This window comes from Pseudoduganella sp. RAF53_2 (assembly GCF_052113985.1).
In the GTDB taxonomy this organism is placed as follows: Bacteria; Pseudomonadota; Gammaproteobacteria; order Burkholderiales; family Burkholderiaceae_D; genus Rugamonas.
The window spans coordinates 1-16188 of record NZ_JBFRDW010000046.1; the positions used below are offsets into that span (position 1 = coordinate 1).

Genomic DNA, 16188 nt, shown 5'->3' on the forward strand with positions numbered 1-16188 from the left:
TGAGGGATCGTGCTCGAAGCCGCCGGACACCACGCGCCGCAACCGCGCAACAGGAATGCAGTCGGATGCGCTGCGCGGCTCGAGATCGGTCAACAAGCGCACGGCGGGTTTCAGATAGGTGATTTCGGCCGCCATGGCTTCGGAGTAAAGGTCAGGCGTGTCCCGGTCATGGCGCACGAAGCGCGTGCCCGGCGCTTCGTAATTGCTGCTGTCCGGCGACATCAGGGGCAGCGATGCGTAGCAGGTCAGCTCCTGCACATTGGCGGGAACGCCGCTCAGGTCGAGTGCTGGCGGCAAGGGCACACAGTCGGGCGCTTCGATCAGCTCACCGTCGCGGAATATGGCGGACAAGGCGTCCAGCCGCAGCAGGTTGTTCTTCAGCGCCGGCATATCCCATTCGAGTGACTGAACGCCCCACAAGTATGGATGGATCGCTTGCGCCGTCTGATGCAAGCGCGCTTCGTGATAGCGGTCCTGCTGCTGGAAGTGCTGAGGACGGAGGAACAGGCCTTCCGCCCATAGCAGTTTTGATGCTGCACTCATTGAAAGCTCCTTATCTGACGGGGCTTGCGCCCGCACCCGCGCTGATCGCGCAGCTATTCAGGCCAACCGAGATACCGGATCTTTCAGCTTCCCTGGCTGGAAAGGCGAGCCGCCATTGTTGCGGACACGGTGCATTGAACAGGCCCACGACGCCGATATAGGCCGCATCGCGATCGAGCTTTTCGAGGGCATCGTAGTGTTGTCCGGGCACCAGCGTGACTTCGCGCATTTCGATCAGATCCGGACCGAGGTCGGACCCGTTCAGCAGGGAGTCGAACGATGCGCGCTGGAAGGCCGCCAGCTGCCGCAGCTTATAGATTCTGGTGACAAGTGCCAGCGGCTGGTCCTGCGGTCCAAAATTCAGACCAGGAGCGGCCTGCAGACGCAGCGCCACCTGGCGCTGAGGCGGTTCCGCGATGCGCAAGCCACCGCAGGCGCATAAGGCCAGCAACGGCATGAGGGCAAATGATTTCTTCATTACGACTCCTTCTGGTCAGGTGTCAATTAAATCTTCACCACAGCTGCGGGCTTTTGCGGCGGCGCAAAGCGTGAAAGAGACGCGCTCCGGACTTTGAGACAACGCAATCGCTGATGTGCACATCCCACCAATAATGGGCGACACCGCGAACAAGGAGACTCACGATGAGACTAATGTCGATACCCGTTCTGGCAGGTGCTGCGCTGCTCTCTGCCTGCGCCTCGGACGGCCAACAGATGCGGCTCGATCACTCGCCGGCCGCGTCGCTGGAGTCCATGGTGGCCGATGCCGACCGCGCAGCTGCAAGCGGCCAGCATGACAAGGCTTACGCCATTTTGAAGAATGCCGGTGCCAGCTGGCCCGCCGACAAGACGCCCTGGGTGCAGATGGCGCAAATGAAGTTCGATCGCGGCAGCTATGGCGAAGCCATCTCGAATGCGCTGGAGGCATTGCAGCGCGATCCCACCGACCGCACGGGAAATAGCATCATTGCCGTCAGCGGCCTGCGCCTGTCCACCAAGGCATTGGCGGACCTGAGCCAGCAAAACAATCTTGGTGGTCCCGTGCGCAGCGAGGCCCAGGAACTGGCGAAGCTGCTGCGCTCAAGTCTGGGCGAGGACGTCCTGGTGCCGCAACAGGGAGCCAACAGAACGGCCAAGCGCAGTGCACCGGCGCTGCCGCGCAGTGTTCCTGTGCAGGGCAAGACGCTCGTCCCATCACCGTCCAACAGCGCCGATCCCTTCGGCGCACTCAAATAGGAGAAGACCATGGCAAATGGCGATAGCGTGCAAAAGCGGCTGACCAAAGTTCGGGCGCCGCGTGTGCAAATGACCTACGACGTCGAGATTGGCGACGCGATGGAAAACAAGGAGCTGCCCTTCGTGGTGGGCGTGGTGGGCGACTTTGGCGGCAACTCGGACGTGGAGCAGAAACGCCTGAAGGACCGTAAATTCGTCGGCATCGACAACGGCAATTTCGACGAAGTTCTATGCGGCGTTGAACCGGTGGCGCGCTTCCAGGTCAAGAACACCCTGACTGGAGAGGGCGAATTCCCAGTCGAATTGCGCTTTCGGTCGATGGCGGACTTCCGGCCGGAGTCCGTGGTGCGGCAGGTCGAGCCACTCAGCAAACTGCTGGATACCCGTAGCAAGCTGGCCGATTTGCGCAACAAGCTGGCCGGCAACGACAAGCTGGAAGACTTGCTGACGGACGTGTTGCAAAACACCGAGCAGCTTTCCTCGCTGACGGACGAGGGGAAATAATATGTCCGCCCAATTGCAAGCAATGCCTGCCGCTGCGGCCGAATCGCTGGACTTGCTGGATCGCATCGTCGAAGAAAGCAAGGTGGCCAAATCCAGTGCCGAGCATGAACGCGCGCGTGACATCATCGCGGAGCTGGTGAATCAGGTGGTGCAGGGAACGGTGACGGTGTCGCATAATCTTTCCGCCACGCTGGACGCACGGGTGGCGGAACTGGATCGCCTGATATCCGCGCAACTGAGCGCCATCATGCACGCACCGGCATTCCAGAAGCTGGAGCAAAGCTGGACGGGCCTGCACTACCTTGTCCGCAATAGCGCCACCGGCCCTGGCCTGAAAGTGCGCATGCTGAACGCCACCAAACGTGAACTGGTGCGCGACTTTCAGAGCGCGCTGGAGTTCGATCAGAGCGTGATGTTCAAGAAAGTGTACGAAGAGGAGTTCGGCACTTTCGGTGGTGCGCCGTACGCGGCGCTGCTGGGCGACTTCGAGATCACACGCCAGCCGGAGGACATGTACTTCATCGAGCAGATGTCCCATGTGGCCGCAGCATCGCATGCACCCTTCATCACGGCGGCAGCGCCGGGCCTGTTCGGATTGGAGAGCTTCGGTGAACTCGGCAAGCCGCGCGATCTCGCCAAGGTGCTCGATACCGTCGAATACGCCAAATGGAAGGCTTTCCGCGATTCGGAGGACTCGCGCTATGTGGGCCTGGCCTTGCCGCGCTTTCTTGGCCGCCTGCCATTCAATCCGGTCGATGGCACCACGGTCGAAGGCTTCAACTTTGTGGAGGACGTCGACGGCACGGACCATGAACGCTACCTGTGGTGCAACGCAGCCTATGCCTTCGGGGCGAAACTGACCAAAGCGTTTGAGGAATTCGGATGGTGCGCCGCCATCCGTGGTGTGGAAGGCGGGGGACTGGTCGACGATCTGCCGACTCACACCTTTAAGACGGACGAGGGCGAAGTGGCGCTCAAATGCCCGACCGAAGTGGCCATTACCGACCGCCGCGAAAAGGAGTTGAGCGATCTCGGATTCATCGCTCTCGTCCACTGCAAAAACACGGCCTATGCGGCCTTCTTTGGCGCGCAATCGGCGCAGAAGGCCCGCAGGTACAGCTCGGAAGCGGCCAATGCCAACGCTGTACTGTCATCCCAGCTGCAATACATCTTCGCCGTTTCGCGCATCGCGCATTACATGAAGGCCATGATGCGCGACAAAGTAGGCAGCTTCAGTTCCGCCTCCAGCGTCGAAGACTTTCTGAATCGCTGGCTGATGAAGTATGTCCTGCTGGACGATAACGCGAGCCAGGAGCAGAAGGCGCAGTTCCCGCTGAGAGAGGCCTCGGTGCAGGTGCACGAGGTGCCTGGGCGGCCCGGCGTGTTCCGCGCCGTGAGCTTCCTGCGGCCGCATTTCCAGCTGGACGAACTGACCGTGTCTCTCCGTTTGGTCGCGGAGCTGCCGCAAACGACCAACTACTGATAACCCACCAGAGAAGAGGAGCATGCAATGGCAATTGACGTCTACCTGTATATCGATGGCATCAAGGGCGAATCCGCCGATGACCGCCACAAGGACTGGATCGAATGCAAATCGGTCAACTGGGGCGTGGAGCAGCCGCGTTCCGCCACTTCGTCGACGAGTGGCGGCCACACCGCTGAACGCTGCGAGCATCGCGATATCGTGATCTCCAAGCTGGCCGACCTGTCTTCGCCGATTCTGCTGCAGACCTGCGCCGCGGGCCGCACCATTCCGAAAGCGAAGTTCGAGTTCATGCGCGCTGATGCGCAAGGAGAGCGCGTGAAGTATTTTGAAATCGAGATCGACAATGTGCTGGTCAGTGGCATCAGCCCGGGTGTGGAAGAGGGCGACATTCTGCTGGAGGAAGTCGGCTTCAAATTCTCGCGCGTGCGCTGGAAATACACGCAGCAGAAGATTTCTGGCGGCGCGGGCGGTAACACCTCCGGCGGCTGGGACCTGGCGACCAACCGCATCATTTGAGCTGGCGGCATTGGCCGCGGCGGCAGAAAAGGCCCCGCGGCCCTTTTTTTCCCTGAAAGGACGCGGCAATGAGCCTGTTCGACCGGCTGTTGGGCGATCGCGACGTCACGCATTTGAAGGATGCGGTCGGCCGCGATCTGGAAGACCTGCTGAATACACGCAGCGTGTTGCCCGCGCATCTGCAGTGCGCTTATCCCGAATGCGCAGCCTCGGTGCTGAATTACGGGCTGGCCGATTTTGCCGCCATGTGTCTCGGCAGCAGCGAGGAMCGGGCGCGCATTTGCGCCAGTCTGCGTATGGCAGTCGAACGTCACGAACCGCGGCTGCGCAATGTGCGGGTCCGCCTGGAGACGCGGCCGGGCACGGTGAACCGCGTGGACTTTTCCATCAGCGCCGTGCTGCAAGCACCCGGCGCGCGTGAACCCGTCAGCTTCAACGCCTTGCTGCAGCCATCTTCGTTGCATTACTCGATCAAACGCGGAGCCCGAGCATGAGCATCAACCTGAAAACACTGATCGGAAAGTTGAATGAAACGGCGCGCGGCGCGGCAACGCGTGCCGCCAATCTTTGCATGGGCATGGGACATGGCGAGGTCGATATCGAGCATCTGTTCGTGGCCTTGCTGGGCCAGCAGGATTGCGATATCTGCACCGTGGCGCGCAAATGCAGTATCAGTCTGACCACGCTGGAAGCGGACTTGCGGCGCGAGCTTGGCACCTTCAAAACCGGTAATGAGCGAGTCCCGGTTTTCTCGCGGCGCCTGCAGCTGTTGCTGGAGCATGCCTGGCTGATCGCGTCGCTCGGCTTGCCGCAGCCGGGTGAAATCCGCAGCCTGCATTTGCTGCTTGCGCTGCTGACGGAGCCTTCGCTGGCGCAGTACGCCGCCCGTGCCTCTCAGCTTTTCGGGCAGTTCCCGGTGGATGAACYCAAACACAAGCCACAGAAATATTTGCGCGGCTCAGGCGAATCGATGGCGGCGACGCCGGACAGCGAGCGTGCGGGGGACGCCGCGGGACAGCTGCTGCGGCCTACCCAGGCACTGGACCAGTTCACCGCCAACCTCACGCGGCAGGCAAGAGAGGGCAAGCTTGATCCTGTTGTTGGACGCGATGCCGAAATCCGGCAGGTAATCGATATTCTGACTCGCCGGCGCCAGAACAATCCTATTCTGACCGGCGAAGCGGGCGTTGGCAAGACGGCGATCGTAGAAGGTTTGGCCCTGCGCATCGCGGCGAATGATGTGCCGCCAAGCCTGCAAGGTGTGGCGATTCACGTGCTGGATATGGGCCTGCTGCAGGCCGGCGCCAGCGTAAAGGGCGAGTTCGAGAGCCGCCTGAAGAACGTCATCGATGAAGTGAAACGCAGCCCGCACGCCATTATCCTGTTCATCGATGAGGCCCATTCGATGATCGGCGCCGGAGGTCCGGCTGGACAGGGCGATGCTGCCAACTTGCTGAAACCTGCGCTGGCACGCGGCGAGCTGCGCACGATTGCGGCAACAACGTGGAGCGAATACAAGAAATACTTCGAGAAGGATGCGGCCCTGGCGCGACGCTTCCAGGTGGTGAAAGTGGATGAACCGGACGAGCAGACTACAGCGTCAATGCTGCGCGCCATGGTGCCGCTGATGGAAAATCATTTCGGCGTTCGTGTGCGCGACGAGGCCGTGACGGAAGCGGTGCGCCTGTCGCATCGCTATATCACCGGCCGCCAGTTGCCCGACAAAGCGGTCAGTGTTCTGGACACAGCCTGCGCTCGTGTCGCATTGGGCCAAACTTCGGCGCCGGCTTTACTGGAGGATGCTGCGCGCCAGATCGAGCGGCTGTCGTCGCAGATCGCTGCGCTGGAGCGTGATATCGCCGAGGGCGCCGTGTCGCTGGTCCCATCGCACAATGGCCGGAGCGGATCGCACCGCGTTGCCGGACCCGAGGCGCGGATGTCTGCTTTGCGCGACGAACGTGGCACCCTGCTGGCCTGGCATGGCGAATTGGCTGCTCGTTGGGAACGCGAGAAAGCGCTTTGTGCTCAAATCGCAGCTTCGCGTGACAACGGCGGCACCGCCCAGGTCGCACCATTGATGCAGGAGCTGCGTGCAATGCAGGCCGATGCGCCGATGGTGCCGCTTGAAGTGGATGGACACACGGTGGCCGCGGTGATCGCAGCATGGACCGGCATCCCGCTCGGAAAAATGGTGCGCGACGAGGTACGCACCGTGCAGCAGCTGCGCCCCGCGCTGGAATCGCGCGTGCTGGGTCAGGCGCATGCCATTGAAACCGTCACGCGGCGCATGCGTATTGCGCGCGCCAATCTGGAGGATACGTCCAGGCCGAAGGGCGTGTTCCTGTTCACTGGTCCCTCCGGTGTGGGCAAGACTGAAACAGCGCTGGCACTGGCGGACGTGCTGTTTGGTGGCGAGCGCAAACTCATCACAATCAATATGAGCGAGTATCAGGAGGCGCACAGCATATCGGGCCTGAAAGGATCTCCGCCGGGGTATGTGGGCTTTGGCGAAGGCGGTGTGCTGACGGAGGCTGTACGCCGCGCGCCATACAGCGTGGTGCTGCTGGATGAAATCGACAAGGCGCACGCAGACGTTGCTGAATTATTCTTTCAGGTTTTTGACAAGGGATTTATGGAGGATGCTGAAGGCCGGCTAATCGATTTCCGCAACGCGGTGATAATCATGACCTCCAATCTGGGCTCGGCGGCGATCATGCAGGCTTGCCTCAATAAGACCAGGGCCGAGTTACCGGCGCCGGAGCAGCTTGATGCGCTGGTGCGGCCACTGCTGGTGCGCCACTTCAAGCCCGCCTTCCTCGGCCGCTTGGAAGTCGTGCCTTTCTATCCGGTTGCCGATGATGTGCTGACGCAGATCATTGCACTGAAACTGGGGCGCATTGGCCAGCGTGTCAGCGACAACTACCATGCGGAGTTCAGCTGGGATGAAGCACTGCTCGAAACGGTGCTGGCGCGCTGCACGGAAGTCGATTCCGGCGCGCGCAATATCGACAATATCCTGAACGGCACGCTGCTGCCGGATATCGCGGACGTGGTGCTCGCGCGTATCGCGGAAGGCGCGCCCGTCTCGAAGATCAAGGCCAGCGCCAATCGCCACGGCCAGTTCAAGCTCACCATCAAATAAGGAGGCCGCATGCTCAGCATCGAACAGCTTCTGGTTCCCATCAGCGTGACCGAGCCGTGTGGTGAGGATTTGTCGTTCAGTGCCGAAGTGGACGCCATCGCCCGTGCGCGCCAGCATGACGATCCGAGCCTGGAGCAGGGCGAGTGGACCGTGGCGCTGAAGGAAGCCGACTGGCCTTTCGTGGCCAGCCATTGCGCGGCGCTGATCCAGACGCGCAGCAAGGACCTCAAGCTCGCCGTGTGGCTGACAGAGGCGCAAGCGCGCACGCAGCAGTTCCGCGGGCTGGCGGATGGATTCGGACTGTTGGCCGCCTTGTGCGATCGCTACTGGGAGCGCGTACACCCGCTCGGCGAGGACGATTTCGAGCAGCGCATCGGCAATCTAAGCTGGCTGCTGTCACAAACGCCGCAGCTGGTCAAGGACATGCCGGTGTCGGAGGATGGCAGCATCACGATGCTCGACTTCGAACGCGCGCGCCAGAGTGCGTCGCGCGCGGAGCAGCCCGGCCAGCCCACGATTGCGGAGCTGGACGCGCGGCGACGTGGCAATTCCGAAGCGTTCAACGTGGCGCTGCTGGAAGATGCCGATTACTGCCTGTCCGCCTTGCGTGCGCTGGAGCAGGCCGTAGATACGCGCTTAGGCGCGGATGGCCCCTCGTTCGCGGCGGCGCGCGAGGCTGTGCAGCATGCGATCGATTTTATCGGCTTGCTGGCGCCGGAACCCGACGTGGCACTTGTTGATGGCGAAGAAACCGGCGGCAGGCCCTCCGCGCACAGCGGCGCGCTCTGCACGCGCACCCAGGCCCTGGCGCAGTTGCGGCAGATCGCTGACTTCTTCCGCAGAACGGAACCGCACAGCCCCGTGGCTTACCTGGCCCAAAAAGCCGCCGCCTGGGGCGATATGCCGCTGCACGAATGGCTGCATTCCGTGGTCAAAGACCCAGCGCTTGCAGCGCAGCTGGACGAACTGCTCGGCGCGGGCTAGCGCAAGCCGCTACAATGGCGGGACATCCGTAACCGGGAGCCTCCGCATGATCGATCATCTCGACCACCTCGTCCTGACCACGCGCGACAAGGAGCGCTGCGTCGATTTCTACACGCGCCTGCTGGGCATGCAGCTGGAGACTTTCGGTGCAGGCCGCRTGGCCTTCAAATTCGGTTCGCAGAAGATCAATCTGCACGAATACGGCAAGGAATTCCTGCCGAAAGCTGACGTACCGACGCCCGGTTCGCTGGACCTGTGCTTCATCGCTTCCATACCATTGGACGAGGTCATCGAGCGCCTCAATGCGGCCCATGTGGCGATCGAAGAGGGTCCGGTGATGCGGACCGGCGCCAACTGGCCGATCCGCTCCATCTACCTGCGCGATCCGGATCTGAACCTGATCGAGATCTCAGAGAAGGCATGAAGCGGGCAGTATGCGCGGCCTGTCTGCGGCCATCGACAACATGCATTTGCGGCTGCGTGATGCCGGTGCAGAGCGCGGCTGACGTGCTGATTCTGCAGCATCCAATGGAAGTCGCGAACGCCAAGAACAGCGGCCGCTTGCTGCATATGTGCCTGAAAGGCAGCACGCTGATGGTTGGCGAGCAGTTTGMTGTGCTGCCGATGCCGCGCCGGGCGGTATTGCTTTATCCTGAGACGCCTGGCGACCGCTCGCTTGGCCTCGCGCCACCACCTCCGTTCGATCCGGCCTGGCGCGCGGAAGAGTTGACGCTGGTGGTGCTGGACGCTACCTGGCGCAAGAGCCGCAAGATGCTTTACCTGAACCCGCAGTTGCAAGCCATGCCGCGCTTGCCGCTGCGCGATACGCCGCCTTCGCATTACCTGATCCGCAAAGCGCACAAGCCCGATCAGTTGTCTACGCTGGAAGCTACAGCTTACGCGCTGGCGCAGCTGGAAGGCGATGAGCACAAATACGATTCTTTGATCGCTGCTTTCGATCAGTTCGTCGCGCAGCAGCAGGCGCTGGCCGCGCGCGGCACAATCAGCTCAGGAGCTTGAGTCCTGGCGGCAGTGCTTCACCAAGCATGCGCTGTTCGCTGGCCTGATCCAGCTGCACGACTTCGCGCACCAGTGCCGGCCAGCTTGGCGGAGCGCCCGCAGTCTCAAGGCGGCGGACGATTTCGGCACGCAGCGTTTCATTGATGTCGCGTGTGCGGTCACCTGTCATGCGTGCGAGATGAGCAGCTGCAAAACCGGCCGGTTCGATCTTGCGCCAGTCCAGTTTCAGCAACTCGCTCAGCCACTTTTCGACCGTTGCAATCGGTGCCACGTCGTGCGCGCTGCCATGGAAGGGGCGGCGCGCGCCGACACGTCCTAGCGCCCACAGGTAGCGGGTGTACAGCGCGGCAGCTTTGGCCTCGGCCTTCAGGGCCAGCTTGGGCGCCTTGGCCAGTTCCCCCATCATCCAGTCGCCGATTTCGGCCTTGTACGCGGACGGGATGCGTTCCAGCGATGCACCGAGACGCAGCATATCGTCTTCGCTGCCGTTGACCAGCGTGATGGGACGGCGCCCGCGCTCGGCGGCGTCGGCTTGCAAGTTGAAGGCGAAATCGTCCAGCAAGCGCAGTTGCGCTTCTGGGGACAGACCTCCGGACACCCGGCGCCAAAGCGTCCACCATTCGGCCGCGACTTGGGTGTCTTTGTGGTGCTGCACGCCTTGCTCGAACAGTGCCCACAGCTGTTCGATGCGATACTCGTCCAGCGGGTGACCGAAGCCGGGACGCAGGCAGAATCCGCTCAGATTCAGCCACGCGCGCTCGTGTTCGGGTGAACGGCGGCGGCCTTTGGCGCGTTCGACCAGCGCGTCGAACAGGCCACGCAGCAAATGCGTTTCCCATTTCTCGCGGCTGCTCAGCAGGTGTTCAAGCTGGCTGCGCAGCTGGCGCACTTCCTTGATGTCGACTTGCTGCGCGCGGGTGCCGAAGATGCGGTCGATTCTCTCGACCGCTTCGCCAAAGCGTGCCGGCAGCGCAGGTTCATTGTCCGCTACGCCGGACTCGCTGTCGGCGGCATCTGCGGCGCCGGCGCGCAGGTCGAATTCCAGCAGCCAGCGCTGCTCGTCGGCAGACACGCAATGCACTTCAAGCGTGCCGACTTCGCTGAGCGAGGCGGCCAGCTGCACGGGAATTTCCTTGCGTGCCGACGCGTTGCCGCTGTCGCGCAGAACGGTGGCGACGACCGGCAGCTGGACGAAATCGTCCGGCCTCAAATCGGCCAGTTCGCCCGCCAGCGGCTGACGCTCGTCGGCGATGGTCGAGACAATGTGGAAGCGCACCGGGCGCCCCAGGCGCAGTGCGAAGCTGCGGTCTTCCAGCCGGATCTCACGGCCCGTCTCGGCACCGCGCGGCAGGATGCATACTGCGCGGCGCGATACGCCAGGCGCGCGGGCRCTGTCCAGCAACAGGTAATAGCTGCGCGGCGAACCGCCGCCGATGGTGGGCGACAGTCCTTGCTTGCCCAAGGTGTAGGCCACGCCGCCGCGCGCCACGGCCACGTCCGGATTATCGTTGTGTAGCACGCGCACCGGCGCACCGCGCCAGTTGGACAGCGTATCGGCCAGTCGCCTGGCCAGCGCTTCAGCGTGGAACACGCCGCCGTTCAGCAGCAGCGTGTCGGGCACGGGCAGCTTGCCATCGTCCGGCAGGCCGAGTGCCGCGCGGGCGGCGGTCGCGTGCTGGCGCAGGAAGCTGGCCAGGTGGCGTGTCACTGCGGGATCGCTGGCATAGGGCAGGCCGAATTCGACGATGCCGCCGCGCGAGCGCCTGGCGCTTTCCTGCTGTTCGTTGCGCGGGAAGAAGCCGTCGACGACAATCTGTTCGACCTCGGTGCGCGTCAGCGTGGCGCTGCGGCTGCCGCCGATCAGGCGCGAGCCCGAACCCAGCAGGGTGATCGTGGTCTGCTCGGGCGCGTCCGGCGCCAGCAGCAGTTCTTTGGCGGAGCGGGCGCGCTCGGTGAGCTGCGCGAGCTGGCCGGCGGACAGGCGCGTCCCGGCCGCGCCGCCGCCGCCGGGCAGCCGCGATTCGGCCAGCCGTGCCAGCGCCAGGTCCATATTGTCGCCACCCAGGATCAGGTGGTTGCCGACGCCAATGCGCGTCAGCTCCGGCTGGCCATCGCGCAGTGCGACGCTGATCAGACTGAAGTCCGTGGTACCGCCGCCGACGTCGGCAACCAGCACGAGTTTAGCGCCGGCCAGCTCGGAAGCCAGCGTATCGCGATGCCGATGCAACCAATCGTAGAAGGCCGCCTGCGGCTCTTCCAGCAGGCGCACGGACAATCCGGCCATGCGCGCCGCTTGCAGCGTGAGGGCACGCGCGCCTTCATCGAAGGACGCCGGAATGGTCAGCACAATCTGCTGGCGTTCCAGCGGCTGCTTGGGGAAGCGCGCATTCCAGGCATGGCGCAGGTGGGTGAGATAGCTTGCGCTGGCCTCGACCGGCGAGACTTTCGGCACATCGGCGTCGGCGCCCCACGGCAGGATGGGGGCGGTGCGGTCGACGTCGGGATGCGAGAGCCAGCTCTTGGCGCTGGCGACGAGGCGGCCCGGCACCTGAGCGCCAAGCTTGCGCGCGAGGGCGCCGATCACGGCATCGCCGGCCGCGCCAGTGCTGCCGGGAAGTTCGCCTGGAGCGGGATGGTAACGCAGAGAAGGGAGCAGCGTCTGCGCCGCGACTTCGCCGGGCGCGATCAGCTGCTCGATGGGGAAGAGTTCAATGGCGGCGCCAGGCGCCGCATAAGCGAGCACCGTATTCGTGGTGCCCAGGTCGATGCCGACTAAATAGGTCATTGCCCCTCAGCGGCGCCGCGCACGTCGAACTCCACCTTCCAGCGCTGGCCATCGCGGGCCACCGCCAGCAGTTCGAGCGTACCCGCTTCGCTGGCATAAGCATGCAGGCGCACCTGCACTACATCGCCCGACTGACGGCCTTCCGGCGACAGCGTGGCCTGGATTTCATTCAGCTCGATCAGTTCATCGGGGCTCCAGGAATCGAGCACATCGCCGATCTGGTCCTGACGGCGCACGGAGGAACCGAAGAAGCGGAAGTGCACCGGCTCGCCGACCACCAGACCGAATTCCTGGCCCGGCAGTTCCAACTCGCTACCTTCTTCCATGCCGAACGGCGCCACGCACAGCGCCTGGATTGGCGGCTCCATGCCCGGAATCGCCGGCATCGAGGATTCGACCGCCACATAGTAGGAACGCGCCGTGCCGCCACGGATGCGCACACCGGCGCCGCGACGCACATAGCTGTAGTAAGCCGCGCCGCGTGCTACGGCCAGATCCAGGTCGGCGCCACCCAGCATACGCGCCGGTTCGGCGCCTTCGGTGGATAGCCAACCGTTGATAGTATCCATCACGCGCTGCGACAGCAGCTCGGACTTGAACACGCCGCCGTTGAACAGCACCGCGCTCGGATGCAGGAAGGTGTGGGCCGGATTTGGCGTGAAGCCTTCCAGTTCAGCCGTTGCGCCCACCTGGCGGCCAAGGAAGGCGGCCAGGTGGCGGGTGATGGCGGCGTCCTGCGCGTAAGGCAGGCCAAGCTGGGTCAGGCCCGCGCGAGGTCGCACAGCCGGACGCGCCGATGCCTCAACAAGCGGGAAGAAACCGTCGGTGATGAAGGTGGTCACTTCAGCGCGCGTCAGTTCGGTGCGGATCGAGCCGCCAATCAGTTTCGAGCCGCGGCTTGGCACCACGATAGGCCAGGTCTCGGCTTGGGCATTGGCCAGCAGGTTTTCCTTGGCGGCGCGGCAGCCGTAGGTCAGGGCGCGCAGCTGCCAGGCGTCCAGCTGCGTGCCATTCGCGGCCAGCTTGCGCGCCACGAGATGGGCCAGGGCCAGGTCCATATTGTCGCCGCCCAGCAGGATATGGTCGCCCACGGCCACGCGGTGCGGTTCCAGCTTGCCGTCGCGTTCCAGGATGGCGATCAGCGAGAAGTCGCTGGTGCCGCCGCCCACGTCGACCACCAGGATGATGTCGCCCGGCTTCACTTCCTTGCGCCAGCGGCCATCGCTGCCCTGAATCCAGCTGTACAGGGCAGCCTGTGGTTCTTCCAGCAGCGTCATGGCTTCGTAGCCGGCGGCCTTCGCGGCTTCGGCCGTCAGTTCGCGCGCGGCCGGATCGAAGGATGCGGGAATCGTGACCGTGATGGCCTGCTCGTTGAAAGGCGCTTCCGGATGCGCCTTGTCCCAGGCGCTGCGCAGGTGCTGCAGGTAGCGCGTGGATGCTTCCAGTGGCGACACGCGCTGCACTTCTTCCGGCGCATCGTTCGGCAGGATGGCGGCGCGGCGGTCCACGCCAGGGTGGCACAGCCAGCTCTTGGCGCTCGACACCAGGCGGATCGGCGTGGTGGCGCCGCGGCTGCGCGCCATTTCGCCCGTCACCTGGCCCGCTTGAGCGGCCCATGGCATTTGCAGATCGCCGGGCGCCAGTTCATCGGCGTGCGGCAGATAAAGGAAGGACGGTAGCAGCGGCAAGTCTTCGACGGTGCCGGGGCCGGTCAGCTGCGGAATCGGCAACACGCCGTGCTGGGTTTTCTCGCCGTCGCTGCCGCCCAGGTCCACATAGGACAGGGCGCTGTGCGTGGTGCCAAGGTCGATGCCAATGGCGTAACGGGAATCGCTCACAGTTCCACCTCGGCCGGCGCCAGGATTTTTGCGTCATGTGCTTCCGCCAGTTTCGGCAGATGCACGCTGGTGGCGCGCCAGCCACGGTGGCTCAGCGTACCGGTGAAGGGGGCCTTGCCGACCACGTTGCCGGTCAGGCGCACGGCGGCCGCGTCGAAGCCCTCCGGCAGCGTAATGCGGCTGCCTTCGGCTTCGTTGCGCACGGATTCGATGCTGAAGTGCTCGCGCAGCACTTTGGCGCAGCCTTCGTGCACCACGCGCGCCGCGGCGCCAATGTCTGCGTCGGCATAGCCGGACAGATTCTCTTGCGTGAAATCGATCAGGCGCGCTTCGCGTTGCAGCAGGCTGAGAAGCTGCAGGGCTGCGTCCGGCGTGGCTTCGCGCAGTGGCGCGGCGGCTGGTGCTGGAGCAGGGGCTGGCGCAGGGGCCGGTGCGGGAACAGGGGCCGCGACGGGGCCAACCTGGTCATCGCGCACGCGGGCAGCGAATTCGGCGTCGCCAAGGATCTTGAAAAAAGCACCGATGGCGAGGGAAATCCGGCTCCCGAAGGAGGGCAGCGTTGTTGGTTTGTTCATTTATTGCTCTTTGAAGGTGGGGGACATCCCAGGAGGAGTGCGAATGATACCAGTTCGACCACATCTCCGGCGGGGCTGTCTGCCGCCGCGCTTGCGGCTGGCCGCTGTGAGGCTTAAAATACTGGATATATATACAGTATCCGAGGCAGCTCATGCAGGACGAAGAATTCGAGGGGCAGGTCATGCTGCCGCCGCWGTCGCTGAAGGCGCAAAAAGGGCGCGGGGCGGTGTCCAACCTGCAGGGGCGCTATGAGGTGTTCGGGCGCGAGCTGTATGACGATGGCTGGGAGCGCGAGGAAGAGGAGCCCAAGGCCTGGCGCACCCACGTCACCGACGAAACGGCCAAGTCGATTTTGACGCGCAACCAGTCGCCGGACATTCCTTTCAATGTATCGCTGAATCCCTACCGTGGCTGCGAACACGGCTGCATTTATTGTTTCGCGCGTCCCTCGCACAGCTATCTGGGCTTGTCGCCGGGGCTGGACTTCGAAACGCGCCTGTTCGCCAAGACCAATGCGCCCGAGCTGCTGAGCAGTGAGCTGGCCAAGGCGAGCTACGTTCCGGAACCCATCGCGCTGGGCGTCAACACGGACGCTTATCAGCCCTGCGAGCGCCAGTACAGGATTACGCGCCGCGTGCTGGAAGTGCTGCAGGAGTGCGATCATCCGGTGGGCCTGATTACCAAGTCTTCCTTGATCGAGCGCGATGTGGACATTCTCGGCGCGATGGCGGCCAAAAATCTGGCCGCAGCGTCGATCACCATCACTACGCTGGACAGCAAGATCTCGCGTACCCTGGAGCCGCGCGCCGCCGCACCTTCACGCCGCCTGCGCACCGTCGAAACGCTGGCCAAGGCGGGCATCCCCGTCGGCGTGAGTATCGCGCCCATCATTCCGTTTGTGACCGAGCCGGATATCGAGAAAGTGATGAAGGCCGCGCGTGATGCCGGGGCGGTGATGGCGAGCTATGTGGTGCTGCGCCTGCCATGGGAAGTGAGTCCGCTGTTCAAGGAATGGCTGGAGGCCCATTTCCCCGACCGCGCGGCGCGCGTGATGAACCGCGTTCGCGATATGCGCGGCGGGAAGGATTACGACGCGACCTTCGGCAACCGCATGCACGGTGAAGGTATCTGGGCCGACCTGATCGACCAGCGCATCGCCAAAGCCACCAAGCGCCTCGGCATGCTTGGCCGCGGCACTCGCTTCCGCCAGCTCGACTGCACCCAATTCAAGCGCCCTCTGATCGTTCCCGCGCTCAGTCCGCGCGCCAAAGCCGCCGCAGCAGCGGGGCAGATGGATCTGTTTTAAGCCTTGTTCAGCGCGGCCAGGTGTTCTTCGATGGCGTGGACGTGCTCGTCGTGGTGGCCCATGTCGCGCAGGGATTCGGCCAGGCGGAGGAGATATTCGATGTTGGGGCCGCTGGGGCCGGAGGCTGCCGCGATGTGGCGGGCAATTTCTTCGACAGGGGCGTCGCCGAGGTAGGCGGCGTTGTCGGCGGTGGCGATGTAGACCAGGCCTTCTTCGACGCTGCCGTCATTGTCGAAACGGATGTCGATGGCC

Annotated in this window: 16 protein-coding genes; 10 read left to right on the forward strand and 6 right to left on the reverse strand. The window is 63.7% G+C overall.

Going from position 1 to position 16188, the window contains the following annotated elements; genetic code table 11:
* Both tssK and tssJ read right to left on the reverse strand, forming a co-directional pair.
* Positions 1-543, reverse strand: a 543-nt coding sequence (tssK, locus tag AB4Z11_RS04790; RefSeq protein WP_442023067.1) for a type VI secretion system baseplate subunit TssK, incomplete at its 3' end; no start/stop codon positions are given.
* 10 nt (positions 544-553) lie between these two features.
* A complete protein-coding gene (gene tssJ / locus AB4Z11_RS04795; protein ID WP_442023068.1) occupies positions 554-1021 on the reverse strand; it encodes a type VI secretion system lipoprotein TssJ in 468 nt (155 codons plus the stop codon).
* Between the two features lie 173 nt (positions 1022-1194).
* On the opposite strand from tssJ, the gene AB4Z11_RS04800 reads away from it, so the two are divergent.
* The 9 genes from AB4Z11_RS04800 (at position 1195) to AB4Z11_RS04840 (ending at position 9431) form a co-directional block, all read left to right on the forward strand.
* Complete coding sequence (locus AB4Z11_RS04800) at positions 1195-1779, forward strand: tetratricopeptide repeat protein (protein ID WP_442023069.1); 585 nt, start codon at positions 1195-1197, stop codon at positions 1777-1779.
* Positions 1780-1788: 9 nt separating this feature from the next.
* A complete protein-coding gene (gene tssB / locus AB4Z11_RS04805; protein ID WP_442023070.1) occupies positions 1789-2283 on the forward strand; it encodes a type VI secretion system contractile sheath small subunit in 495 nt (164 codons plus the stop codon).
* A gap of 1 nt (position 2284) precedes the next feature.
* A complete protein-coding gene (gene tssC / locus AB4Z11_RS04810; protein ID WP_442023071.1) occupies positions 2285-3766 on the forward strand; it encodes a type VI secretion system contractile sheath large subunit in 1482 nt (493 codons plus the stop codon).
* A 27-nt stretch (positions 3767-3793) separates the two neighbouring features.
* Positions 3794-4285, forward strand: coding sequence for an Hcp family type VI secretion system effector (locus tag AB4Z11_RS04815; RefSeq protein ID WP_442023072.1), 492 nt, complete (start codon positions 3794-3796; stop codon positions 4283-4285).
* A gap of 68 nt (positions 4286-4353) precedes the next feature.
* Positions 4354-4779 (forward strand): type VI secretion system baseplate subunit TssE, encoded by a 426-nt coding sequence (gene tssE, locus AB4Z11_RS04820; RefSeq protein ID WP_442023073.1) that lies wholly within the window; start codon positions 4354-4356, stop codon positions 4777-4779.
* Positions 4776-7427 (forward strand): type VI secretion system ATPase TssH, encoded by a 2652-nt coding sequence (gene tssH, locus AB4Z11_RS04825; protein WP_442023074.1) that lies wholly within the window; start codon positions 4776-4778, stop codon positions 7425-7427. The genes tssE and tssH overlap by 4 nt, the downstream gene beginning before the upstream one ends.
* 9 nt (positions 7428-7436) lie before the next feature.
* Positions 7437-8411 (forward strand): type VI secretion system protein TssA, encoded by a 975-nt coding sequence (gene tssA, locus AB4Z11_RS04830; protein WP_442023075.1) that lies wholly within the window; start codon positions 7437-7439, stop codon positions 8409-8411.
* Between the two features lie 46 nt (positions 8412-8457).
* Positions 8458-8835 (forward strand): VOC family protein, encoded by a 378-nt coding sequence (locus AB4Z11_RS04835; protein ID WP_442023076.1) that lies wholly within the window; start codon positions 8458-8460, stop codon positions 8833-8835.
* Positions 8832-9431, forward strand: coding sequence for a tRNA-uridine aminocarboxypropyltransferase (locus AB4Z11_RS04840; protein ID WP_442023077.1), 600 nt, complete (start codon positions 8832-8834; stop codon positions 9429-9431). The genes AB4Z11_RS04835 and AB4Z11_RS04840 overlap by 4 nt, the downstream gene beginning before the upstream one ends.
* On the opposite strand, the gene AB4Z11_RS04845 is transcribed toward AB4Z11_RS04840, so the two are convergent.
* From AB4Z11_RS04845 to AB4Z11_RS04855, 3 genes are read right to left on the reverse strand one after another with little or no spacing between them, the layout of a single operon-like run.
* Entirely contained in the window at positions 9415-12216 is a 2802-nt protein-coding gene (locus tag AB4Z11_RS04845) for an Hsp70 family protein (RefSeq protein WP_442023078.1), read from the reverse strand. The two genes, AB4Z11_RS04840 and AB4Z11_RS04845, sit on opposite strands and share 17 nt — an antisense overlap.
* Entirely contained in the window at positions 12213-14054 is a 1842-nt protein-coding gene (locus AB4Z11_RS04850) for an Hsp70 family protein (protein WP_442023079.1), read from the reverse strand. Before AB4Z11_RS04850 ends, AB4Z11_RS04845 begins: the two co-directional genes overlap by 4 nt.
* A complete protein-coding gene (locus AB4Z11_RS04855) occupies positions 14051-14629 on the reverse strand; it encodes a DUF2760 domain-containing protein (protein ID WP_442023080.1) in 579 nt (192 codons plus the stop codon). The genes AB4Z11_RS04850 and AB4Z11_RS04855 overlap by 4 nt, the downstream gene beginning before the upstream one ends.
* Positions 14630-14781: 152 nt before the next feature.
* On the opposite strand from AB4Z11_RS04855, the gene AB4Z11_RS04860 reads away from it, so the two are divergent.
* On the forward strand, positions 14782-15936 hold the full coding sequence (locus AB4Z11_RS04860; protein ID WP_442023081.1) for a PA0069 family radical SAM protein: 1155 nt from the start codon (positions 14782-14784) through the stop codon (positions 15934-15936).
* On the opposite strand, the gene AB4Z11_RS04865 is transcribed toward AB4Z11_RS04860, so the two are convergent.
* A partial coding sequence (locus tag AB4Z11_RS04865; RefSeq protein ID WP_442023082.1) for a gamma-glutamylcyclotransferase occupies positions 15933-16188 on the reverse strand: 256 nt, incomplete at its 5' end. The two genes, AB4Z11_RS04860 and AB4Z11_RS04865, sit on opposite strands and share 4 nt — an antisense overlap.